This window comes from Arthrobacter sp. MYb213, assembly GCF_002979915.1.
Taxonomy (GTDB): Bacteria; Actinomycetota; Actinomycetes; order Actinomycetales; family Micrococcaceae; genus Glutamicibacter.
Map to the genome: position 1 here is coordinate 308,403 of NZ_PCQA01000002.1, position 21,952 is coordinate 330,354.

Consider the following 21,952-nt stretch of genomic DNA (forward strand, 5'->3'; position numbering starts at 1 on the left):
AAGCCTAGACCTCCTCTACGGAGTTTGGCTCTGACCGGGAAAGGTCGATGCCAAGCTCTTCCGCCGCACGGAACGATTCCTCGTCCGATTCGCGCATTTCGATCGTGTTGCCGTCGGTACCAAGTACCTCAACGTTCAAGCACAACGACTGCATTTCCTTGATGAGCACCTTGAACGACTCTGGAACGCCTGGTTCCGGAACGTTCTCGCCCTTGACGATGGCTTCGTAGACCTTTACACGTCCGTGGATATCATCTGACTTGATGGTCAGAAGTTCCTGCAGGGTGTAAGCGGCGCCGTAAGCTTCCAGCGCCCAAACTTCCATCTCACCGAAGCGCTGGCCACCGAACTGGGCCTTACCACCAAGTGGCTGCTGGGTAATCATGGAGTATGGACCGGTGGAACGTGCGTGAATCTTGTCGTCCACCAAGTGGTGAAGCTTCAAGATGTACATGTAACCAACGGAAACCGGGTCCGGGAAAGGCTCGCCGGAACGACCATCGAACAAGCGGGTCTTACCGGTGTTACCGATTAGACGCTCGCCATCACGAGTGAGGTTCGTTGAATCCAAGATTCCGCGGATTTCCTCTTCCGAGGCACCATCGAATACCGGGGTCGACACGGTGGTCGGTCCGGACTGACGAGGCAGGTTAGGCAGATCCTTCACCCAAGCTGGCTCGTTTTCGATGTTCCAGCCCTGCTTGGCAGCCCACGCGAGGTGGATTTCCATAACCTGACCGACGTTCATACGGCCTGGCACACCCAGTGGGTTCAAGATGATATCCAGTGGGGTTCCGTCTTCGAGGAACGGCATGTCCTCAAGTGGCAGAATCTTGGAGATAACACCCTTGTTACCGTGACGACCGGCAAGCTTGTCACCATTGGTGATCTTGCGCTTCTGTGCCACGTACACGCGAACCAGCTGGTTTACACCAGGGGAAAGGTCATCATCGTTGTCGCGATCGAAGATACGAACGCCAATGACGGTGCCCGACTCGCCGTGCGGAACCTTCAGCGAAGTATCGCGAACTTCGCGGGACTTCTCACCGAAGATGGCGCGCAACAGACGCTCTTCTGGGGTCAGCTCGGTTTCACCCTTAGGGGTAACACGGCCTACCAGCACGTCGCCGGCTTCAACTTCAGCACCGATGTAGACGATGCCGCGGTCATCAAGCTGGGACAGGATGTCCTCGGAGACGTTCGGGATGTCACGAGTGATTTCCTCGGCACCAAGCTTGGTGTCGCGGGCATCAACTTCATGCTCTTCGATGTGAATCGAGGTCAGCACGTCTTCAAAGATCATGCGCTGCGAAAGAATGATCGCATCCTCGAAGTTGTGACCTTCCCATGACATGAATGCCACGAGCAGGTTCTTACCCAAGGCAAGCTCACCCTTGTCGGTCGACGGACCGTCGGCGATGATCGACTGGAATTCCAGACGGTCACCTTCGTTAACCAGAACGCGCTGGTTGTACGCGTTGCCCTGGTTCGAGCGGGAGAACTTCATGATTGGGTACATCGACTCGGTGCCATCATCATTCATGACAACAACCAGGTCTGCGGAAACCTCGGTGACAACACCTGGCTTCAGTGCAACGATGGAATCGCCGGCGTCAACCGCGGCGAACTTCTCCATGCCGGTACCAACCAGTGGTGACTCCGAAGCCAACAGCGGCACAGCCTGGCGCTGCATGTTGGCGCCCATCAGTGCGCGGTTAGCATCGTCGTGCTCGAGGAATGGAATCAGTGCGGTTGCAACGGAAACCATCTGGCGAGGCGAAACGTCCATGTAGGTCACTTCGGCAGGCTCAACGATAACGGGCTCGCCGCCACCGCCCTTTTCACGAACTAGTACGGTCTCTTCAAGGAAGCGTCCGTCTTCTGCCAGTGGAGCGTTAGCCTGTGCGATGAAGTGCTGAAGCTCGTCATCTGCGGTCAGGTAGTCAACCTCGTTGGAAACAACGTTGTCCTTAACACGGCGGTAAGGAGTTTCGATGAAGCCGAAGGAGTTGATACGTCCGTAGGTAGCCAACGAACCGATCAGACCAATGTTTGGACCTTCGGGAGTTTCAATTGGGCACATACGTCCGTAGTGGGACGGGTGAACGTCTCGAACTTCCATGCCTGCGCGGTCACGGGACAGACCACCTGGGCCCAGAGCCGACAAGCGACGCTTGTGGGTCAGGCCGGCGAGTGGGTTGTTCTGGTCCATGAACTGCGAGAGCTGCGAAGTACCGAAGAACTCCTTGATTGCAGCTACCACAGGGCGGATGTTGATCAGCGTCTGCGGGGTGATCGCTTCCACGTCCTGAGTGGTCATGCGCTCACGCACAACACGCTCCATACGGGAAAGGCCGGTGCGGATCTGGTTCTCGATCAGCTCGCCCACGGCGCGGATACGACGGTTACCGAAGTGGTCGATGTCATCTACGTTGACCGGTACGTCGACGATCTCGCCCTTGCGGGTACCGGAGATGGTCTTCTCGCCTGCGTGCAACGCGACGAGGTAACGGATCATTGCAATGATGTCGTCCTGAGACAGCACCGATGGGCTCTCGGCGTCAACCGGAACCTCTACACCAAGCTTGCGGTTGATCTTGTAACGACCAACCTTTGCCAGGTCGTAGCGCTTTGGCTCGAAGTACATGTTGCGCAGCAGACCCTGTGCAGCGTCCACCGTTGGTGGCTCGCCTGGGCGAAGCTTGCGGTAGATATCGAGCAAAGCTTCGTTCTGATCCTTGACGTTATCCTTCTCCAAGGTGGCACGAATCGAATCGTACTGACCGAATTCGGAGAGGATCTTTTCTTCGCTCCAGCCAAAGGCCTTGAGCAACACGGTGACCGACTGCTTACGCTTACGGTCCAAACGCACACCAACCTGGTCGCGCTTGTCGATTTCGAGTTCGAACCATGCACCACGCGAAGGAATGATGCGCGAGGAGTAGATGGTCTTGTCACTGGTCTTGTCAGGAGTGGACTCGAAGTACGCACCTGGGGAACGGACCAGCTGCGACACAACGACACGCTCGGTGCCGTTGATGACGAAGGTGCCCTTGTCAGACATCAGTGGGAAATCGCCCATGAATACGGTCTGCTGCTTGATTTCGCCGGTTTCATTGTTCATGAATTCGGCCTTGACGTACAGCGGTGCCGAGTAAGTGGCGTCGCGATCCTTGCACTCTGCGATCGAGTACTTAGGATCAGCGAATTCCGGATCGGAGAAGCTCAAGGACATGGTGTCCTGGAAGTCTTCAATCGGGGAGATTTCCTCGAAGATTTCAGCCAGACCCGAGACAGCCGGCACGCTGGTGTCACCAGCGGCTTCGGCCTTGGCTAGGCGAGCCTTCCACAGGTCATTACCGATGAGGCGGTCAAAGCTCTCAGTCTGCAATGCCAACAGGTTTGGCACTTCAAGGGGTTCGTTAATCTTTGCAAAAGAAAGTCGGCCAGCGTATGCAGCATCGCGAGCCGAACTAGCGGTTTGGTTGTTAGGGTTGCTCGAGGCGACCAAGATGGATCCTTCCAAAGACCGTCAGGTTTCCGAACGCCAACCGTGCTAAGGTGCCTGTCATAGGACAAGCCCTCGTGTGACAACGCGAACCCACCGCTATATGAAGGCCACGCGCGCAAACAGGTATGGCGCAAATTTCTACTCTACCGGAGTATTTTAAGCTTGTCGATATCCGCGAGAGAAATTCATGCTATAGTTTCTTGCTACTTTTCGAAGCGTCCGGATTTCAGGCACATTTCTGCCTTACACGGCTGTCACCAGCGATACCCAGATTCTCTTTCAAACGCAAATTTCGCTCACGTTCACCCATGTGAGAGGACAAAAATAGCTTTCTAAGCGAATACTTGCGGCGCACCTTCACTCCCCCGTAGCGAAATAAGAATTATTGGAACCTATCGCCGGTGTGCAGTTACTCACAGTGGCAATAATTCATCGTCTTTGCCTCTAAGAACCTTCGCGTCAGCTAATGCGCAGTAATTATCTCGAAATCTTTTTTGGTTTCCGGCTCCTGCTCATCCCAACTTCGCGACGAGCCATCAATAGCTCTTCCGTACCCTGCGAGATTCTTATTGAGTCAACGCCCCAACAAGGTTTAGCGCTCGCATACTCGCGCACTATTTGGAGTCTTTTTCATTCGCTACGCTCCTGCGCGCGGCTCTTGGGCCTCGCATATTGTGGACGCACAGCAAGACCATAAGGCATAAAGGTCGGCTTATGAATGCCTGACCATGTGTCTTAGATCTCCAAAAGATCAAGATTATGAGCTAGCCTCGGGGGAAGGCTAAACCCAAGTGGCAGGAGCATCAGTAGAAAATGGAGTCTTATTTTCCACTGGACCCTACCCGGACAGTAAGCCTTGAGCTGGCACAGAAAATAGCAGTCAAAAGCTAGGAGTGAAGAAGCATGAATCAGTCAAAGGTTAACGAAGCACTCACCCGAGTCAGCCTCGACGCTTCACGTAGGGATATACCTATTGAAATAGTTCCGCGTGAGCCGGCCACTTCGCTAGAGCATGCAGCAGAACTGCTCGGTGTGATTCCAGCCCATTTGCTGAAGACACTGGTCATTAAACGTTCCGATGACACTTACCTATTTGCTTTGGTACCAGGTGGACGGAAACTGAGCTGGTCGAAACTACGCGAAGCAGTAGGCGTTAACAAGCTTTCACTGCCAGATGCGGATATTGCCTACGACGTCACACGCTACGTACGCGGAACGATTACTCCGTTCGGCTCGCATTCGGTTCTTCCGGTATTTATCGATGCCAGCGTATTCACCGAGCCTATCCCCGAGGCTGTCGCCCTTGGATGCGGTGAACCCGAGCATGGGCTTCTTGTTGATCCTCAGGACCTGGCTAACGGATTTGATGCCACGATTGCCGATATTTCGATTTCCGAGTAGCCGAGCCAAGATTTGAAACCGGAATTTTTTTAGCCCAAGCGCTCAAAGCAGTCAGGGACTTGATGGATTCATTGCGTAGCCACAGACCCACTGGTTTCTCAACAAAGCGAGCCACCAGGTAGGCCACGAGAAGCATGATGGCGAAGGTCAAGGCAAGCAACACGTATTTGTTCATGTTGTCGCTCAGGCTATGAATGATCCACCATCCCCAGATTTGGTGGAAGAGGTACAACGGGTAGGTCAGCGAGCCTGCCACGACAAGCCAGCGCGCCTGAACATTTTTCAGTGGCGTCAACGTACATACTGCCAACAAGGCGACGCAGAGCACTGCCAGCAGCGAGAAGTGCCAGGCGGGGACGGTCAATCCCGAGAGGTAGTCGTTGTCGAAGCTACCCTTCAAGCCGGTGAAGTAAGCGGAGACCACGGTGTTGAATGCGACCATCGCCCAACGACCAACGGTGTGCCCGTTCTGATAAATCAAAAACAGAACCATGCCGGCGGCGAACTGTGCCGCGTATTGACCGGCAATCCACTCTTGAGCTTTGTCCATGCCGGTAACGTGCAGGGCGATTCCGAGTGTCGGCCAGATAAAGGACAGCCACATAATGTTTTTGATTTTGACGAGTCCGATAACCAACAGCAGTGCAAGCAACACATAAAAGCGGAACTCCACCCACAGGGTCCAGTACACGCCGTCAAGATCGCGCACTCCCATGCCCTGTTGGACCATGGTGAGGTTTGGGACGATATCCTCGCGACTTCGTCCGTCTTTCGCATCGGGCCAAATTTTGAAGGTGAGCACTGCCGCTGCAATCACCGCAAGCCAGTAAGCCGGATATAACCGGCCCAAACGCGAGCCAATGAAGTGGATCAGATTCTTACCCTGGACGGACATCAAGATCACGAAGCCAGAGATCAAGAAGAACAGTTGCACACCAATCAAGCCGTACCGGCTGAACTGCGAGAGTACCGGCCAAGCTTCAGGAGCTTTAAGTCCCCAGTGGCTGTGCCCCCACGCGGTGTAGTGGTAAAGAACCACAATCAAGGCAGCGCTGATTCGCAGGCCGTCTAGTAAACCTAGCCGTGCACCAGTCTTCTTCGTTTCCTTAGTTTGAGTTGTTGACACCATTTCACTGTAAACAATGAACTTGAATAAACCCTGTTAATAGAAACGTTATAAAGCATTTGACACATTATTTGACTTTAACGACCAAAGGGCCCATGGACACGAAGTCCATGAACCCTTTGGCAATAAGTTGCGAGTGACCGCGATACTTACTTTACGGTTACAGTTGCGCCGGCAGCTTCGAGAGCTTCCTTTGCCTTTTCTGCAGCTTCCTTGGTTGCGCCCTCAAGGACGGCCTTTGGAGCCGAATCAACGACCTCCTTGGCTTCCTTTAGGCCGAGGGAAGTCAATGCACGAACTTCCTTGATAACTGCGATCTTCTTGTCGCCAGCCGACTCAAGAATGACATCGAATTCGGTCTGCTCTTCTTCAGCTGCGGCTGCGCCGCCTGCTGGGCCTGCAACGGCAACTGCAGCTGCAGTTACGTCGAAGGTCTCTTCGAATTCCTTCACGAACTCCGAGAGCTCGATGATGGTCATTTCCTTGAATGCTGAAAGCAGCTCTTCAGTGCTGAGCTTCGCCATGGTCGGCGTCCTTTCGGTTTTGGCCCTGAGGCCTATGAATTGGGGTTACGATGCGAAAGAGTCGCAAAAGCTTAGGCTTCTGCCGGAGCTTCCTCGGCAGCTGCGCCACCGTTCTCTTCTTCTAGCTTCAGACGCAATGCGTCCACGATGCGCACAGCAGCGGAGGCCGGAGCCTGCAGTACTGCAGCAACGCGAGCGAGCTGAGTTTCGCGGGATTCCAGGGCTGCCAGAGCGGCGATGCCGGCCTGGTCAAGGGCCTTGCCCTCGAAGAAGCCAGTCTTGACGACAAGCTTCTCATTAGCCTTTGCGAACTCCGTGAGGCTCTTTGCGGCAGCAACTGCGTCACCCTTAATGAAGGCGATTGCAGTCGGACCGGAAAGCTGACCATCGAATGCATCGATGCCAACTTCCTTCGCTGCGATAGCGGTCAAGGTGTTCTTCACAACTGCATACTTGGTATCCTGACCAAGTGAGCGGCGAAGTTCCTTGAGCTGTGCAACGGTAAGCCCACGGTATTCGGTCAAGACAGCCGCAGTTGATTCCTTGAAGTCTGCAGCGATTGCTTCAATCGCTACAGTCTTGGTAGGCGTTGCCATAACACTCCTTCCGGGGATTTGTTCGGTACCGTTTCATAACCGGCGAGGCCAATAAAAAAGGCCCCGCGCAGGAGCACAGGGCATTTCAACTAATTCAAGTTAAAACAAATCTATGAAACCTGCGTTGGCCGCTCTTGCGAGCTCTTCGGGGCTTATGCATGCATAAGTCCGGCCGACGGTCTTCGGTATCTCTAGTCTAAACGGGGATTGTGGCATCTTCCAAATCGGTAGGCGCGCTGGCCCCATGATTCGACTCACTTAATGGTCGTTAAAAGACAAGGCCTGAAGCCAGCACTTGGGGGACGCTGACATCAGGCTACTTGTCGATATAAGAGTTTTGGGGAAACTCTTATATCCAGGTCCTACATGGTCTTGGGGGGCCCATGTAGAAGCTGCCGATCAAGTCGGTGCTTTAAGCTTATCACCACTTATTAAAGTAAAGGAACACATCTCAGATAGATCACGGGCAAAACTCAGGCAATTCGCATCTATACCTGATTGGACAAAGCCTCTATTGCTTTACCTCTAATCAGGGCCTAGTCCCCCAGCTGCCAAGAACCTGCGGTGCGACAAAACACAGCACCATGGGACGGTACTCACCTCAGCTTTTCAGCACCAAAGTTTCGCCAAGCTACCAAGATTTCCCGCAGCTACGTGGAATAGCAAAAAACCGCGGGGTAGATCAGATTTCTCTGATCTACCCCGCGGTTTTAGTACTCGTTAAGGCTTAGGCCTCTACGCGAGTTACGTTCGAGTCAACAGGGATGCCTGGACCGAAGGTAGTCGAGATGGTTGCCTTCGAGATGTAGCGGCCCTTGGAAGAAGAAGGCTTCAAACGAAGTACTTCTTCCAGTGCTGCTGCATAGTTCTCGTTCAGCTGCTTGGCTTCGAAGGAAGCCTTGCCGATGATGAAGTGAAGGTTGGCGTGCTTGTCGACGCGGAAGTCGATCTTGCCACCCTTGATGTCGGTAACAGCCTTGGCCACATCCATGGTCACGGTGCCAGTCTTAGGGTTTGGCATCAGGTTACGAGGACCCAAGATCTTACCCAAGCGGCCAACCTTACCCATGAGGTCTGGGGTTGCTACGGCCGAGTCGAAGTCGGTCCAGCCGCCCTGGATCTTTTCGATCAGGTCGTCCGAGCCTACGAAGTCAGCGCCGGCTGCGCGGGCTGCTTCTGCCTTGTCGCCGTTGGCGAAGACAACCACGCGGGCGGTCTTACCGGTGCCGTGTGGAAGGTTCACGGTACCGCGAACCATCTGGTCTGCCTTGCGTGGGTCAACACTCAAGCGGAAAGCAACCTCAACGGTCGAGTTGGTCTTTTCGCCTGCGATGTCCTTTGCCAAGGCAATTGCCTCGGTTGGCTCGTAGAACTTGTCAGCCACGATCTTAGCCGCGGCGGCTACGTATGCTTTGCTGCGCTTTGCCATCTGCGTTATCTCCTTATGCAGTCGTGGTCATATGGACCGCGCCCGGTCCTGCCACGGGCAAGCTGGGGGTTCCCTGCTTGCCTTGATAATAAATTCTTTGGTGTAGTCACCGAGGTGAACTACGAAAAGCTAAAAATTAGCCTTCGACGGTGATGCCCATGGAACGGGCGGTACCGGCGATGATCAACGAGGCGGCAGCCATGTCGTTTGCGTTGAGGTCAGCCATCTTGGTGGTAGCGATCTCTTCAACCTGTGCCTGGGTCAGCTTTGCAACCTTGTCGGTGTGCGGGGTAGCTGAACCCTTAGCAACGCCAGCAGCCTTCTTGATCAGCTCTGCAGCTGGAGGAGTCTTGGTGATGAAGGTGAATGAACGGTCTTCGTACACGGTGATTTCAACTGGTACAACGTTACCGCGCTGCGACTCAGTCGCTGCGTTGTAAGCCTTGCAGAATTCCATGATGTTGACACCGTGCTGGCCAAGTGCAGGACCAATTGGTGGAGCCGGGTTAGCAGCGCCTGCCTTGATCTGCAGCTTGATGAGTCCAGTGACCTTTTTCTTTGGGGCCATGTCGGGTCCTTATGCTCTTGCAGTTCCCATAACACAGGAGCGTGTTACGGGTTGTGGCTGTCGTGGCGCGACAGCCGAACGCACCCTCACCCCGTAAAGCAAACGGAATGGGGCACGAAGACTTAATACTACTGGATCTTTGTGACCTGATTGAAGTTCAAGGTCACTGGGGTCTCGCGCTCGAAGATCGAAACGAGGACAACCAGCTGAGCAGATTCCAGCTTGATTTCGGAAATCGTCGCCGGCATGGTCTCGAATGGACCGTCGTTGACGGTAACCGCTTCTCCGACCTCAAAATCGACGGTGACTTCGGTGATTGGCGAACGACCTGGCTTGGAAGCCGATGGCTGTTCGATCGGATCAACCACGGTGTGCTCCAGCATGGAGAACACTTCGTCAAGGTTCAAAGGGTTCGGATCGTGAGCGTTTCCAACGAAGCCGGTGACGCCTGGAGTGTGTCGAACTACACCCCACGAAGCGTCGGTCAGTTCCATACGAACCAGAACGTAGCCCGGAATACGTACACGACGAACGATTTTGCGCTGAGTGTTCTTGATCTCAACGACTTCTTCCATCGGAACCTGGATTTCATAGATGAAATCATCCATGTCCTGGGTCTGAATACGAGTCTCGAGGTTCAGCTTGACGCGGTTTTCGTAACCTGCGTAGGTGTGAATAACGAACCAGTCGCCTGGCTGACGGCGCAGCTTCGAACGGAATTCGTCCTTGAGCTTTGCGACTACGTCTTCTTCAGAATCTGCTTCTTCTTCGTCTTCTGCAGACTCAGTTTCAGCTTCAACGGATTCGTCTTCAATAACTTCGGTCTGAACTTCTTCTTCAGCAGCAACGGCTGGAGCTTCGGTCTCGTCTGTTGCAACGTCAGCGGAGGTTTCTACCTGATCGCTTTCAGTTTCAACGAACTCGTTTTCGACCTCGTCATTAATCTGCGGTTCGAGTTCCTTGTCGGACACTGCAGCTCCTGCTTTCTTTGACTGAATGACATCTAACTACCTGCCGGCGATTATACCGCCGTGGCAAATAATTTACTGTTCTGGCTGATTAGTGAACAGGAGAATCGAGCCTTGGCCCAACACAAGGTCAAGGACCGTAACGATCAGCATGACGATGCAAACGAAAGCGATGACGACGAGCGTGTAATTGATTAGCTCGCTCCGCGTTGGGGTCACGACTTTTTTTAGTTCCGCGATTACCTGGCGCAGGAAAAGGAAGATGCGTCCGAAGAAGCCCTTCTTTGCCTTGTCACCGTTTCCGGGATTAACGGCAGCTGATTCGCTCAACTTGATCCTCGTTTCAAATTTTTTGGCCAGTTGAAACAATCACGGTGTGTCGCAGCCGGACCGACCACAACACACCGTGATTTGAGATTCGCTGTGCGATTATTATCGCAACTGCGCAGGGCAGACAGGACTCGAACCTGCAACCTGCGGTTTTGGAGACCGCTGCGCTACCAATTGCGCCACTACCCTTTGAGCTACTGCTCTTTGCTACACACATCTTAGCCGATAGGTGTTTGACCATGTCGTTCTCGATGTCTGAGCAACGAGAAATAACTTTACGCAACGAAATAGCAAATGTCGAACTGACTGCCCGCTGTGTGTCGCACACCGCATTCGACGCCACTGATCATAAACAGTTCGTGTCATTTACCGACTTCGCCGGGCATAGCTAATTGCTGGCTACTAGGATTGAAGCTAACAGCAGCTCACGTACCGTCAGGATGCACTTTCTATGTCTAGAATTTCTCGCCGCATCGGCGCCATCTCCGAGTCCGCCACCCTCGCAGTTGATGCCAAGGCGAAAGCACTCAAAGCCGCCGGCCGTCCGGTGATTGGATTCGGCGCCGGCGAGCCGGACTTCCCGACCCCGGACTACATTGTCCAGGCAGCAGTCGAGGCAGCCAAGGATCCAAAGAATCACCGCTACTCCCCCGCCGCAGGTCTGCCAGAGCTTCGCGAAGCCATTGCCGAGAAGACCTTGCGCCATTCCGGATACGAGCTCAGCGGCTCTCAGGTACTGGTGACTAACGGCGGCAAACAAGCGGTTTACAACACCTTCGCAGCTCTGCTTGATCCAGGCGATGAAGTCATCATCCCGGCACCGTACTGGACCACCTACCCGGAGTCCGTCCAGCTTGCCGGCGGCGTGCCGGTATCGATCTTTGCCGGACCCGAGCAGGGCTACAAGGTCACCATTGAGCAATTAGAGTCGGTGCTCACCGAACGTACAAAGATTTTGCTGTTCGTCTCACCGTCTAACCCGACCGGTGCCGTGTACACCGCGCAGCAGATCACCGAAATTGGTCGCTGGGCAGCGTCTAAGGGTCTGTGGGTAGTCACCGATGAAATCTATGAACACCTCACCTATGGGGACGTTACCTTCAACTCGATCGCCACGCTGGTCCCTGAGCTTGAAGATCGCGTAGTCATCCTCAACGGTGTCGCCAAAACCTACGCCATGACCGGTTGGCGCGTGGGCTGGATGGCCGGACCGCTTGACGTCATCAAGGCAGCCACTAACCTGCAGTCCCATGCGACCTCCAACGTGGCCAACGTGTCCCAACGTGCGGCTTTGGCCGCCGTTGCCGGTCCATTGGATGCGGTCGAAGAGATGAAGGTGGCGTTCAACCGTCGCCGTTTGGCCATTGTCCAGGGGCTGAACGCAATCGACGGGCTGCACTGCCCAATGCCCGATGGCGCTTTTTACGCCTACTCGGACGTGCGTGGTCTTCTAGGTCGCAAGATCCGTGGAGTGGTGAACAATACGAGCGCCGAGCTCGCCGCGTTCATTCTTGAACAGGCTGAAGTCGCAGTTGTTCCCGGCGAAGCCTTCGGCCCGTCCGGATACATTCGCATGTCCTACGCACTAGGCGATGCAGACCTCGCCGAGGGTGTCTCACGCATGGCTAAATTGCTGGGCGACACCGAATAAAACTTCAACTAAAACACGTGTGGCTCGATCCTTAAGGATCGAGCCACACGTGTTTTACCGCCCCTTTAGAGGATTTTTCGGTCTACTGCCCAACGGGTGAGTTCATGGCGATTTGAAAGCTGTAGTTTGCGCAAGACATTAGAGACATGCGATTCAACAGTTTTCACGGAGATAAATAGTTCTTTGGCTACTTCCTTGTAGCTGTAGCCGCGTGCAATCAGGCGCATTACCTGCAGCTCACGGTCCGAGAGCAAATCAAGCTCTTCATCGATGCCCGTCACCTCGGCAACATTGGAACTCCCAAAGGCGTCCAACACAAACCCTGCAAGCCGCGGTGAGAAGACCGCATCGCCACCGGCCACCCGGTGGACCGCATCAGAGATCTCGGTTCCGGAAATGCTCTTGGTGACATATCCGCGCGCTCCGGCACGAATTACGGTGACGACGTCCTGTGCGGAGTCTGAAACGCTGAGCGCCAAAAACTTGGTATTGCCCAAAAGATGCGCGCAGCCGGCAAGCACTTCCGCGCCTCCGCCACCACGTCCCCCTGGTAAATGCACGTCGAGTAGCACCACATTAGGGCGTTCTCGCTCAATGACCTCGATGGCGCTCTCTACGCTGTCAGCCTCACCAACGATCACTAGATCTTCGCTGAGATCCGCACGTAGGCCGGAGCGGAAAATTCCGTGATCATCAACTAGGACAACGCGAATGCTCTGGTCATTGCTCAGTTCGCTACTCATTGTTTTGTTCTTCCTGCTCGCTGCTTCGCGGCATGCTCAAGGCTACTTCGGTGCCGGTTTCACTACTGCGGATGATGGCTTTGCCACCGGCGCGCTCCATACGTCCAATGATGGATTCGCGCACCCCATGCCGGTCCTCTTCAATTGCTTCGACATCAAAGCCACTGCCTCGGTCCCTGATAAAGATTTCTACCAGGTCCTTGTTGCACTCCAGATATACGGAAATCGTTCCTTCGGCATGTTTAGCCGCGTTCATCATTGCCTCGCGGCTTGCTGCGACTAGTGCTTGTTGTCCCGCGAATCCTTTGGCGTGACCCACTGCAACCACATCAACATCACGCAACATCAGTTTTTCGATATTATCTGCTTCGGACTGCAACTCCACGACTACGTCTTCTTCATCGAGGTCTTCGGTCTCATAAAGCCATGCTCGCAGCTCACGTTCTTGAACCCTGGCTAGGGTACGCACCGCGGCCGGATCATCACTACGTTTTTGGATTACAGCCAGCGTTTGTAGGACTGAATCGTGAAGGTGCGCGGCAAAGTCAGCACGTTGTGCGGCGGCTTGGCGAGAACTCCTCTCGGCGAGGTAGTCACGCCACAATCGGGCACCCCACGGAAGCAAAACCACCACCGCGCCGGCAATAATTGCTAACGCTGCCCACATGCCGCCGATAAGATCCGAAGTGCTTACGGTACCGCTCAAAATTGCCAGTAGCCCACCGATGGCAAGAATCAGGCCCAGGATCAACCGTCCGAGCACCATTGCCCTGGACTTGCTGTCCCCCGATAAACGTTGCCCATCGATCTGTAGCCAAGCCAAAAGGACTCCAGCCACTATGCCTATGGCCGGCCAAATCAGGTCCCAGCGGATATTCAGTCCCAGCCATTGCGCTAAAGCCAATACCGCAATAAGCAGTAAGCCGGTACCGATGAGCGTCTCCCGCCAGGAGGCGAGCTTCGCTGTCATTTCCTTAGGGCTTGGGATCCCTTGTTGAACACGACCCATTTCTTCGGCGAGCGTTCGCCTATTTGTTCCCCACGAACGCAGTTGGTCTGCTTTAGATTCTTCGGCACTTGGGGTAAAAACCCACAACCAGGCATAGAGCAGCACCCCTACCCCGCCTAATGCGGTCAGGGCGACAAATCCGAAACGAACATAGCTCACCGGGAATCCAAGGTGCGCTGCTAGCCCGTCGCATACTCCCGCAATGAGCCCTGAATCGCTGCGAACAATCGAAGTGCGCTGCTCAGAACTTTCCATAGTGATAAGTCAAGCATGATCCATGAAGGAAAACCGGACTTGGAGCACAAGTGGGGGTCCACTAGGGGGAGAATCAGGGTAGCCCCTCATAGCGTCAACACGCTTCACGCGAGAAGATTGAACTATGAACAACGAACACCCTTCACGCAGCAATATCTTTGAGCGACTGCGCGGCGCAGGCATTAATCGCCAAGACTCGCAGTGGCTCGGTGGTGTCGCAGCCGGAATCGCGACGCGACTCAACGTTGATGTGGTGTTGGTGCGTGGTGTTTTTGTTGCGCTGAGTTTGTTGGCCGGCTTCGGGCTCATTATTTACGCGATTGCTTGGGCCTTACTGGCTGATACCAGCGGAAAAATCCATTTAGAACAAGCCATCGTCAACAAAGAATGGGCCGCCGCATTAACCGGTGCTTCCATTTTTCTAGGTGTTGGCATCTTCGTAGCTCCGTGGCTATTGAGTACCGTGGCACCCGTGCTCTGGCCGGTCTTGGTGATTGCCGGTATTGCATTTGTGATCTTTAGCCGTAGAAACAGTAAGTTCGCCGGGTCTAAAGCCCCGCATTCGGAGGATCACAAAACTAATGCCCCAGCGCCGGCGACCACGCCGGCGGCTAATCCGAGCACTGGGTCGACCATCGAAGTTCCGTGGCGAGATCCCGGTGAGCAATCTTTTAGCGTCGGCGCTACCGTGCCGACCGACAGAGTCTCGGCGACCACATCCTTCGCCACCACACGTCAGCAGCAACCGAAGTTTGAGGAGAAGCCAGTGGAACCCAACACTTACGGCGCCGGCCACGAGCCGCGCCATACGCCGCCACATCTGGATCCACACTTCGGTAAGTCGGTAAAGAAGCTACGAAACGCTCCTCCGATTCCAGGCTGGGTCTCCACGGTGATCCTGGGTGTAACTGTTCTGGCCGTCGCGCTGATTCTCAGCCTCGACTACCTCAAGGTGGTGGATCTGCCAGGAAACGGTTGGTCCGTCGCCTTAGCGTCCGGTTTGTTCCTCGTTGGCCTGTCCATGGTCTTTGCCGCACTTTCAAATCGCACCAGTGGCGGGCTATTAGGTTTAGCCATCCCCTTGCTCGTCCTCACGGTCGTCTTTTCCGGGTCAGACTTCCGTCTCGGAAATAACGGAATTTATCAGTCAGCCGATAAAGACAGCGAGTACAGCGCGGTCTTCAGCAGTTCAACCGTAGATTTACGCGGCCTGAACAACATCACCGCCTCAAAAACGGTTGAAATTGATTCGGTTTTTTCGAAGCTTGATATTGCCTTACCGGCGAACGTGCCGGTCCAAATCGAAACCAACGGGCTTTTTCTTTCCGATGATGAAGCTCAGTTACCTCAGGACCACACGAATTTTCCTGCGGGTACCCCGGTGCTGACCATCAAGATTGATGGGGTTTTCTCCAGTTTTGATACCAGTCTTTCGACACCGGGCCTCACCGAAACCACTACAGATTTCTAAGGAGCAGACATCATGAACACCTCGACACAGAGCGAATCAAAGTTCCCTGCCGGCACGCTGGTTTTCGGTCTGATCCTGATCGTGATCGCGCTTGCCTCGCTGAGCCAGACGGTCTTTAACTGGCAGTTCGACACTCCCTTGTTCTTCATCAGCCTCGTAGCACTGGCCGGTGTAGCAATGATTTTTTCGGGTATTGCGTCGGCACGCAAAGCTAAGCTCAAGAACAACGACAACTTTTCTAGCAACAACAAATAACTTCAGGAGAAATCATGGATACCTTCTTTAACCAGATCCGTTCAATGCCACTACGCCGTGGCCCAGCCCGAATGGTCGCCGGAATCGCTGGCGGCATTTCCGAAAAATTCGGTTGGGATGTCACCTTGGTCCGCATTGGCATGTTGCTTTCCTTCCTCCTGCCGGTCATTGGTATCGGCGCCTACATCGTGGCGTGGCTGCTCATCCCGGCCCAGGACGACACGATTGTGTTGCAGAAGATGCTCCGCAAGTTTTAATCATCACTTCCCCCTAAAGCGGGTTGCTTTCCACTAGTAGTGGAGGCAACTCGCTCTTGTGGTTTTAAACACGTAGAATCGAACACAACTCGATGCTCAATGGCGCGCGGAATCGAAAGACGTCCGAAGGGTTTTCCGCGGATATCCGGCGCCTAATGCACATAACATTTCTTAGGTTCACCGAATATTCGAGGTCTTCCCTGCTTAATAAGTGAGGGTTAATGCGCATTGGAATCATGACCTCGGGTGGCGACTGCCCGGGTCTCAACGCAGTGATTCGTGGAGCCGTGCTCAACGGCATCAAAAGTTACGACTATGAATTTGTTGGCTTCCGCGATGGCTGGCGCGGGGTCAAAGATGCAGACTACTTCGAGCTGCCACGCACCGCCGTCCGCGGTATCGCCAAACAGGGCGGAACGATTTTGGGCACCTCCCGCACCAACGCTTTTGAAGGTGAAAATGGTGGGGCCGAAAATATCGCTGCAATGCTCAAAGAACACCAGATCGATGCGTTGATAGCCATCGGTGGCGAAGGAACCCTAGCCGGCGCACAGCGCCTCTGCGAGGCCGGTTTGCCGGTGGTGGGTGTGCCCAAAACTATCGACAATGATCTTGATGCCACCGACTACACTTTCGGTTTTGATACCGCCAACCAGATTGCGGTTGAAGCAATCGACAGGTTGCGCACCACCGGCGATTCACATCACCGTTGCATGATCGCCGAAGTGATGGGCCGACACGTGGGTTGGATTGCCCTGCACGCGGGTATGGCCTCCGGCGCTCACGCGATCCTGATTCCCGAGGTTTCCACCACCATGGAGGAAATCTACCAGTGGGTCCGCGAAGCGCATGAGCGTGGACGCGCCCCACTAGTTGTGGTCTCCGAGGGCTTTGTTCCCGAAGGTTTTGATGAAGCGTTCTCCGTACGCGGAGTCGATAGTTTCGGCCGGGCGCGTCTTGGCGGCATCGGTGAAATGCTCGCCCCACTTATTGAAGAACAGACCGGTCTGGAAACTCGTGCGACGGTACTAGGACATATCCAGCGCGGTGGCGTCCCCACCGCCTTCGACCGGGTGTTAGCCACCCGACTGGGTATGGCAGCTGTAGATTCGGTGGCGGACAGCGCATGGGGCACCATGGTGGCTATTCATGGCACCAAGGTAAACCGGGTGCCACTGCGCGCGGCCTTGAATAACCTCAAACGTGTACCGAGCGATCGTTATGAAGAAGCGCGAGTACTCTTCGGCTAAAACAGCATAAAGAAATGGTCGTGTCCTTGCCTAGGACACGACCATTTTTGGTGCTTCTACTTGCTCGGTGGGGTGCGCAAGAACCCGGTGAACCGGCCAGCGGTTTGTCCGGCATCCGGGGCCACAATAACTTCTTGGGAGGCAGGATAATTGCTTTCGCCATCCACCACAGTCAACACGGCTTCGGGGTCAACGTTGCGCTTGATGACACCCAAGGCAACCGGACCGGCCTCGAAGTGCAGGCTCGTCGAGGTCAATTTGCCCACGGTGCGTTCGCCAAGCTTAATCTCCGAGCCCTCGGCTGGCAGAGTATGCATCGATCCGTCTAGGTGCAAGAAGACCAGGCGTCGTGGCGGGTGTCCAATATTATGCACCCGAGCAACGGTCTCTTGACCCTTGTAGCAGCCCTTGTCTAGGTGTACCGCGGTACGTAACCAATCCAGCTCGTGCGGAATGGTTTTGTCATCATTTTCAAAGCCGAAGCGTGGTTCCCACGCTGCAATACGAAGAGATTCCACGGCCATGGTTCCGGCAAGCTGCTCCTCGCCAACGGCCTTGGCCAGTTGGTCAAGCTCAACAATATGCAAGAACCAAGGACGCTCCAGACCGGGGTGGTCCTCGCGTGAGTAAGCCCAGCCGCCGGCGCTGATCTGTGGCCAAGGGTTACGCCACACCAGGTCATTGCATGAGGGAATCTCGCGCACTGCACCGAGTACACCGTAAGTGTCGGAAAGGTTCGTAATCTCTACACGCAACATGAACCGCATTGAATTAAGAAATTCACGCAGTGGCTCGGCACGGCCAAGCTCAGTAATGAGCAGTACTCGATCGGTGTCAATGAGCACCTTCATCTCATGCTCAATACGTCCCTGTACCGAGAGCAGCAGCGCTTGGCTGGAATCTCCGGGCTTCAGATTGGTGATCGATTGGCTGCTCAGCGTGTTCAACCAGCTTTGGCGGTCCTCACCGCGCAGCTCCAACACATCCAGGTGACTTAGATCAGCAATAGCCTTGCCCGCAAAAAGGTCACGGGCTTCGCGGGTCGGAGCACCATAGTGGGATGCTACACCGGCGTCTGCACCGGTACCGGCAATCGCTGAGGGTCGGTCCAGGAGTATCGACCGGTAAGAATTTTCGCTCATCTTTAGGATTCCATCGCTTCTGCAGTGACGCGCTTGAGGGCGGCCGAGGCATGTGCCTTGAGGTCGTTGTTGCCTAAGGAAACATCCCACCGCCAGAACAGGTTTCCGTTAACGAGTCCATACATTCGGGTGGACGAGGCATACTGTTTAGCATTTTTGCTGCGCAGCAGCGCTTCGGTGGCCAACTGGATACGCGGGCCATCAATGAGCCCGTAATAAAGTTCGGAGATTCCGCCCGGCTGCACGATATGCGCTTGGATCTTAAATCCCTCTTTGGTGTGCAATTTCTGCACATCATCTGCAGAGCGTAGCGCCGGGAAGATATCTCCGGGTGTCATTCCTGGTCCGGAGTCGGCATCTTGCTGTTGGCGTTCTAACGCCCAAAAGCCGTTCTCTACGGACAGGATGCGTAGCTTGGTGCCGTCGGCATCGGTCAGCCACGCTTCGCTACGGTATTCCAAATATGGTGCGCCAACGTCATGGAAGGTGACATGTTGCCAGAAGTGCGGATCCGACTCTTCGCCTTCACCGAGGCGCCCGGTCCCTTCCCAGCTTCCAATAAGCCAAGCAAAGGGGACGAGTTCCGGCGTGAGATCCGTGGGAATATCAAAAGCCATTAAACTAGCTGCTCCTTAAAGCTTCGTTAAATGAAAATAGCGCACACATTTTTGTGTGCGCTATTTTTACTTCTGCCCCTTGAAAAGACGCTTTACAACAAGTCCAGCGAATCCGGCCATGCCCAGACCTGCAACGGTCAGCAAGGCGAGGAAGAAAATTTCGAGTGCAAGGTAATTTTCATTCATGCCTACATCTTAGCCCGAGCGCCTTGCCATTTGAGACACTCGTGACGAAGCAGGCATCACATTTCTTCAATTAGTTCAACAAGACCATCGCATACCAGCTCAGTGCCCCGGCTAACAGCAGGATGCCGCAGGCTAGCGCGAGCACTCCTGAGATAGTGCGCACACTGCGCGAGGACAAAGCCAACGCGCGCAAGCTACCGACTAACAGCCCTGAAAGTATTCCGATGCACAGCGCCGGAGCCCAGTGCGGGCCAAAGGTCAACGCGCTAGCTAGCGCGCCGAGGGCGCCGCCAATAAGTGGTGCAAGGATAAAGGTGATGCGGTCAGGCCAGCGAGTAATCGCGATGGCTCCGGCACCGAGCAACGCCAACAACGTGGTCAAGGTGGTCCCAAATGCCGAGTCGCTAAGCCCAATCGCGGCCCACCCGGCACCCTGTGTCACGATAGCCAACCCGGTCACTCCGGAGACCACACCTGCAAGTCGTCCCTCGGAAGAAGCGCCACGCAATACTTGCGTAATGAAAATCAGCAGCACTCCGGCGGCAATGACCTCCACGCTATGTGAAGTTTGAGTGGCTCCGGGCATAAAAAGAGTCGCCGCGGTGGACGCTAAGGCACAGAGAAACAAGATCACGCTCAGTGTCCACGGGGTCTCCGAACGTGTCATCCGAGGCCAAGCGTAGGCAAAAATTAGTTGCACCACTACGGCGACAATTGCCATTGCAAAGTTCACCGAACTCCATGCGGCAGCTCCAAGCAACAGGGCGGCCGCCAGCAGCCCACTGATCAGTACCTTGATTCGCAAACCAAATTTCCCATCGGTAATAGTCGGGGCACTTGCACGTGCGCATGCAAGCTTTGAATGGTTCTTTCCTTATACTGTGACACGTAAAAACTATATTTTTGTAACTATATGGCAGGAGGAAGTCCGTCATGGCGCACCTACTGCTCCTAAGCAACAACGCAGACACCGTCGCGCAGGTACTTCCGGCGCTAGAACTACTGCTTCACGAAGTTCGTTGCCTACCTGCAACCTCCGAGGCGCTCACCCAACTAGGTGAGAGCGAAGCGGTCATTCTTGATGCTCGCACCGACCTAGTCGCGGCTCGATCCCTGGCGCAAACCATAAACTCTACCGCCAACCTGCCATTGCTTTTGGTCATTGGCGAGGGTGGCCTTGGAGTGTTGAACTCTGGTTGGAACATTTCGGATTTCATCATGCCCACCGCGGCCCCTGGAGAACTCGAAGCGCGCATCAGGCTGATCCTTTCGACACAGACCGAAATCGTTGCACCAAAAAACACTTCCGGACTAACCATCGATGAGCTCAGTTACACCGCTCGAATAGATCGCCGCATGCTGGATCTGACGTACAAAGAATTTGAGCTGCTCAAATATCTCTGGCAATTTCCTGGCCGAGTATTCACCCGTGAACAACTACTACACGAGGTGTGGGGCTACGACTACTACGGAGGCACACGAACCGTGGACGTTCACGTGCGTCGTTTACGCGCAAAGCTCGGTACCGATCATGAACAATTGATTGGCACCGTGCGAAATGTCGGCTACCGCTTCCACAGCGAAGTTTAAGTTTGTTCCGCCACTAGTCCACGCGCGGATCATCGGGCTAAGGTGTTGGTATGAGCGAACTGCCACTGACAACTTTGACCATCCAAAAAACGCAAGGTGAACTGGAAGAACGCGATCTTTCCGATGTTCGCAAACTTGCCACGACGGCGCAAGAATCCGATGGGAATCCCCCGCTCAGCGACCAGACTCTGGTAGCCCTAGCCACGGAAGATTCCGCCGAATCAGTGCTCAGCCTGCGCGCCGAACGTCAGCTAGAGCCAGGGGAAACTGCCTTGGTTGGAGTGCTTGTCGCGGTACGTGATGCAGCGTCAAATAGCTGGGTGGTAGAGCTTGTGGTGCACCCCGAACACCGCGAGCAAGGAATCGGTTCGGCGTTGCTTGAACGCCTAGGCGAAGACCTTGAATTGAGCAGCATTCAGGCGTGGGCTCATGGTGGACATCCGGCGGCTAAAAAGTTAGCGGCCGGCATCGGCCTTGCCACCGTGCGCGAGCTGTACAAGTTGCGCCGTGTTGATTCCGAAGCTTTGGAAGTTCCCGAACTCAAACAACGCAGCACGGTGCGGACCTTCCGTGTGGGCGAGGACGAGCCTGCCTGGTTGGCAGCAAATAGCGCCTCCTTCGCGCATCATCCGGAACAGGGATCACTGACCTTGACGGACCTAGATTCGCGTATGGCCGAAGACTGGTTTGACCCAACGGGTTTCTTCTTGGCCTTTGATGCTGAAGAACAGCTGATCGCCTATCACTGGACCAAGATCCATCCCGCCACAGCCGATGCGGTTCGCCCGATGGGCGAGGTATATGTCGTCGGTGTAGTTCCCGAGGCTCAAGGCCTGGGGCTTGGCCGAATCTTGACGGCGATGGGTGTGAACTACCTGTTGGAGCTCGGAGTGGGCTCGGTACTGCTCTATGTAGATGCAGATAATGAGCCTGCGGTAAATCTATACCGTTCATTGGGCTTCACACTTTGGGACACCGACATCATGTACGGTCCGCAGCCGATAGAATAATAATGCACCAGGTATAAACCAGTTTTTGAACGGTGCGTTGAGGTGCAATGAGATTTCCACTTG

The 21,952-nt window shown here is 54.7% G+C and carries 21 protein-coding genes and 1 tRNA gene; 8 read left to right on the top strand and 14 right to left on the bottom strand.

The features are described from left to right. Nucleotides 1-4: 4 nt before the first annotated feature. On the bottom strand, nucleotides 5-3,511 hold the full coding sequence (gene rpoB / locus CQ011_RS05790; RefSeq protein ID WP_105675534.1) for a DNA-directed RNA polymerase subunit beta: 3,507 nt from the start codon (nucleotides 3,509-3,511) through the stop codon (nucleotides 5-7). A 903-nt stretch (nucleotides 3,512-4,414) separates the two neighbouring features. Between rpoB and CQ011_RS05795 the strand changes: the two genes are divergently transcribed. Then, entirely contained in the window at nucleotides 4,415-4,912 is a 498-nt protein-coding gene (locus tag CQ011_RS05795; RefSeq protein WP_105675536.1) for an aminoacyl-tRNA deacylase, read from the top strand. Here the strand turns inward: CQ011_RS05795 and CQ011_RS05800 are convergent. The 8 genes from CQ011_RS05800 to CQ011_RS05835 all read right to left on the bottom strand — a co-directional run bounded on the left by CQ011_RS05800 (nucleotide 4,866) and on the right by CQ011_RS05835 (nucleotide 10,642). Next, nucleotides 4,866-6,038, bottom strand: coding sequence for an acyltransferase family protein (locus CQ011_RS05800; RefSeq protein ID WP_286161104.1), 1,173 nt, complete (start codon nucleotides 6,036-6,038; stop codon nucleotides 4,866-4,868). The genes CQ011_RS05795 and CQ011_RS05800 overlap by 47 nt on opposite strands. Nucleotides 6,039-6,187: 149 nt before the next feature. Further along, nucleotides 6,188-6,562, bottom strand: coding sequence for a 50S ribosomal protein L7/L12 (rplL, locus tag CQ011_RS05805; protein ID WP_105675540.1), 375 nt, complete (start codon nucleotides 6,560-6,562; stop codon nucleotides 6,188-6,190). Nucleotides 6,563-6,633: 71 nt separating this feature from the next. Further along, on the bottom strand, nucleotides 6,634-7,158 hold the full coding sequence (rplJ, locus tag CQ011_RS05810) for a 50S ribosomal protein L10 (RefSeq protein WP_096256914.1): 525 nt from the start codon (nucleotides 7,156-7,158) through the stop codon (nucleotides 6,634-6,636). A gap of 727 nt (nucleotides 7,159-7,885) precedes the next feature. Continuing rightward, nucleotides 7,886-8,587 (bottom strand): 50S ribosomal protein L1, encoded by a 702-nt coding sequence (rplA, locus tag CQ011_RS05815; protein WP_096256915.1) that lies wholly within the window; start codon nucleotides 8,585-8,587, stop codon nucleotides 7,886-7,888. A 136-nt stretch (nucleotides 8,588-8,723) separates the two neighbouring features. Then, the gene (gene rplK, locus CQ011_RS05820; RefSeq protein ID WP_105675542.1) at nucleotides 8,724-9,155 is read right to left on the bottom strand and encodes a 50S ribosomal protein L11; all 432 of its coding nucleotides are present in this window, start codon (nucleotides 9,153-9,155) and stop codon (nucleotides 8,724-8,726) included. Between the two features lie 128 nt (nucleotides 9,156-9,283). Continuing rightward, nucleotides 9,284-10,126 carry a transcription termination/antitermination protein NusG gene (gene nusG, locus CQ011_RS05825; RefSeq protein ID WP_105675544.1) on the bottom strand — a complete coding sequence of 281 codons (843 nt, stop codon included), beginning with the start codon at nucleotides 10,124-10,126 and terminating at the stop codon, nucleotides 9,284-9,286. A 72-nt stretch (nucleotides 10,127-10,198) separates the two neighbouring features. Further along, a complete protein-coding gene (secE, locus tag CQ011_RS05830) occupies nucleotides 10,199-10,453 on the bottom strand; it encodes a preprotein translocase subunit SecE (protein WP_105676134.1) in 255 nt (84 codons plus the stop codon). Nucleotides 10,454-10,569: 116 nt separating this feature from the next. Continuing rightward, nucleotides 10,570-10,642, bottom strand: a tRNA-Trp gene (locus tag CQ011_RS05835). Nucleotides 10,643-10,904: 262 nt separating this feature from the next. Between CQ011_RS05835 and CQ011_RS05840 the strand changes: the two genes are divergently transcribed. Next, a complete protein-coding gene (locus CQ011_RS05840; protein WP_105675546.1) occupies nucleotides 10,905-12,104 on the top strand; it encodes a pyridoxal phosphate-dependent aminotransferase in 1,200 nt (399 codons plus the stop codon). Nucleotides 12,105-12,169: 65 nt separating this feature from the next. Here CQ011_RS05840 and CQ011_RS05845 read toward each other — a convergent pair whose 3' ends face one another. Next, on the bottom strand, nucleotides 12,170-12,847 hold the full coding sequence (locus CQ011_RS05845; RefSeq protein ID WP_105675548.1) for a LuxR C-terminal-related transcriptional regulator: 678 nt from the start codon (nucleotides 12,845-12,847) through the stop codon (nucleotides 12,170-12,172). Further along, nucleotides 12,840-14,111, bottom strand: a complete 1,272-nt coding sequence (locus tag CQ011_RS05850; protein WP_105675550.1) for an ATP-binding protein — start codon at nucleotides 14,109-14,111, stop codon at nucleotides 12,840-12,842. The genes CQ011_RS05845 and CQ011_RS05850 overlap by 8 nt, the downstream gene beginning before the upstream one ends. A 124-nt stretch (nucleotides 14,112-14,235) precedes the next feature. Here CQ011_RS05850 and CQ011_RS05855 point away from each other — a divergent pair, with 124 nt between their 5' ends. The 4 genes from CQ011_RS05855 to CQ011_RS05870 all read left to right on the top strand — a co-directional run bounded on the left by CQ011_RS05855 (nucleotide 14,236) and on the right by CQ011_RS05870 (nucleotide 17,344). After that, nucleotides 14,236-15,582, top strand: a complete 1,347-nt coding sequence (locus CQ011_RS05855) for a PspC domain-containing protein (RefSeq protein ID WP_105675552.1) — start codon at nucleotides 14,236-14,238, stop codon at nucleotides 15,580-15,582. Between the two features lie 12 nt (nucleotides 15,583-15,594). Then, a complete protein-coding gene (locus CQ011_RS05860) occupies nucleotides 15,595-15,837 on the top strand; it encodes a hypothetical protein (RefSeq protein WP_105675554.1) in 243 nt (80 codons plus the stop codon). Nucleotides 15,838-15,851: 14 nt separating this feature from the next. Then, complete coding sequence (locus CQ011_RS05865) at nucleotides 15,852-16,094, top strand: PspC domain-containing protein (protein ID WP_105675556.1); 243 nt, start codon at nucleotides 15,852-15,854, stop codon at nucleotides 16,092-16,094. Nucleotides 16,095-16,315: 221 nt separating this feature from the next. Next, nucleotides 16,316-17,344, top strand: coding sequence for an ATP-dependent 6-phosphofructokinase (locus CQ011_RS05870; RefSeq protein WP_105675558.1), 1,029 nt, complete (start codon nucleotides 16,316-16,318; stop codon nucleotides 17,342-17,344). Between the two features lie 56 nt (nucleotides 17,345-17,400). Here CQ011_RS05870 and ygfZ read toward each other — a convergent pair whose 3' ends face one another. The 3 genes from ygfZ to CQ011_RS05885 all read right to left on the bottom strand — a co-directional run bounded on the left by ygfZ (nucleotide 17,401) and on the right by CQ011_RS05885 (nucleotide 20,094). Then, entirely contained in the window at nucleotides 17,401-18,486 is a 1,086-nt protein-coding gene (ygfZ, locus tag CQ011_RS05875; RefSeq protein ID WP_105675560.1) for a CAF17-like 4Fe-4S cluster assembly/insertion protein YgfZ, read from the bottom strand. A 2-nt stretch (nucleotides 18,487-18,488) separates the two neighbouring features. Further along, complete coding sequence (locus CQ011_RS05880; RefSeq protein ID WP_105675562.1) at nucleotides 18,489-19,103, bottom strand: heme-binding beta-barrel domain-containing protein; 615 nt, start codon at nucleotides 19,101-19,103, stop codon at nucleotides 18,489-18,491. A 256-nt stretch (nucleotides 19,104-19,359) separates the two neighbouring features. After that, nucleotides 19,360-20,094, bottom strand: a complete 735-nt coding sequence (locus CQ011_RS05885; RefSeq protein ID WP_105675564.1) for a hypothetical protein — start codon at nucleotides 20,092-20,094, stop codon at nucleotides 19,360-19,362. A gap of 128 nt (nucleotides 20,095-20,222) precedes the next feature. Here CQ011_RS05885 and CQ011_RS05890 point away from each other — a divergent pair, with 128 nt between their 5' ends. Together CQ011_RS05890 and mshD are read left to right on the top strand one after the other, a co-directional pair. Further along, complete coding sequence (locus CQ011_RS05890; protein ID WP_105675566.1) at nucleotides 20,223-20,879, top strand: winged helix-turn-helix transcriptional regulator; 657 nt, start codon at nucleotides 20,223-20,225, stop codon at nucleotides 20,877-20,879. 50 nt (nucleotides 20,880-20,929) lie between these two features. Further along, on the top strand, nucleotides 20,930-21,889 hold the full coding sequence (mshD, locus tag CQ011_RS05895; RefSeq protein WP_105675568.1) for a mycothiol synthase: 960 nt from the start codon (nucleotides 20,930-20,932) through the stop codon (nucleotides 21,887-21,889). The last annotated feature ends 63 nt before the right edge of the window (nucleotides 21,890-21,952 follow it).

Bases quoted from the DNA above. Each gene is read 5' to 3' on its own strand.
- CQ011_RS05870 (WP_105675558.1), top strand. From the start codon at position 16,316: ATGCGCATTGGAATCATGACCTCGGGTGGCGACTGCCCGGGTCTCAAC.
- CQ011_RS05855 (WP_105675552.1), top strand. From the start codon at position 14,236: ATGAACAACGAACACCCTTCACGCAGCAATATCTTTGAGCGACTGCGC.
- rplK (WP_105675542.1), bottom strand. From the start codon at position 9,155: ATGGCCCCAAAGAAAAAGGTCACTGGACTCATCAAGCTGCAGATCAAG.
- CQ011_RS05845 (WP_105675548.1), bottom strand. From the start codon at position 12,847: ATGAGTAGCGAACTGAGCAATGACCAGAGCATTCGCGTTGTCCTAGTT.
- ygfZ (WP_105675560.1), bottom strand. From the start codon at position 18,486: ATGAGCGAAAATTCTTACCGGTCGATACTCCTGGACCGACCCTCAGCG.
- rplA (WP_096256915.1), bottom strand. From the start codon at position 8,587: ATGGCAAAGCGCAGCAAAGCATACGTAGCCGCCGCGGCTAAGATCGTG.
- rplJ (WP_096256914.1), bottom strand. From the start codon at position 7,158: ATGGCAACGCCTACCAAGACTGTAGCGATTGAAGCAATCGCTGCAGAC.
- CQ011_RS05890 (WP_105675566.1), top strand. From the start codon at position 20,223: ATGGCGCACCTACTGCTCCTAAGCAACAACGCAGACACCGTCGCGCAG.
- mshD (WP_105675568.1), top strand. From the start codon at position 20,930: ATGAGCGAACTGCCACTGACAACTTTGACCATCCAAAAAACGCAAGGT.
- CQ011_RS05860 (WP_105675554.1), top strand. From the start codon at position 15,595: ATGAACACCTCGACACAGAGCGAATCAAAGTTCCCTGCCGGCACGCTG.
- CQ011_RS05880 (WP_105675562.1), bottom strand. From the start codon at position 19,103: ATGGCTTTTGATATTCCCACGGATCTCACGCCGGAACTCGTCCCCTTT.
- CQ011_RS05795 (WP_105675536.1), top strand. From the start codon at position 4,415: ATGAATCAGTCAAAGGTTAACGAAGCACTCACCCGAGTCAGCCTCGAC.
- rplL (WP_105675540.1), bottom strand. From the start codon at position 6,562: ATGGCGAAGCTCAGCACTGAAGAGCTGCTTTCAGCATTCAAGGAAATG.
- CQ011_RS05850 (WP_105675550.1), bottom strand. From the start codon at position 14,111: ATGGAAAGTTCTGAGCAGCGCACTTCGATTGTTCGCAGCGATTCAGGG.
- CQ011_RS05840 (WP_105675546.1), top strand. From the start codon at position 10,905: ATGTCTAGAATTTCTCGCCGCATCGGCGCCATCTCCGAGTCCGCCACC.
- CQ011_RS05865 (WP_105675556.1), top strand. From the start codon at position 15,852: ATGGATACCTTCTTTAACCAGATCCGTTCAATGCCACTACGCCGTGGC.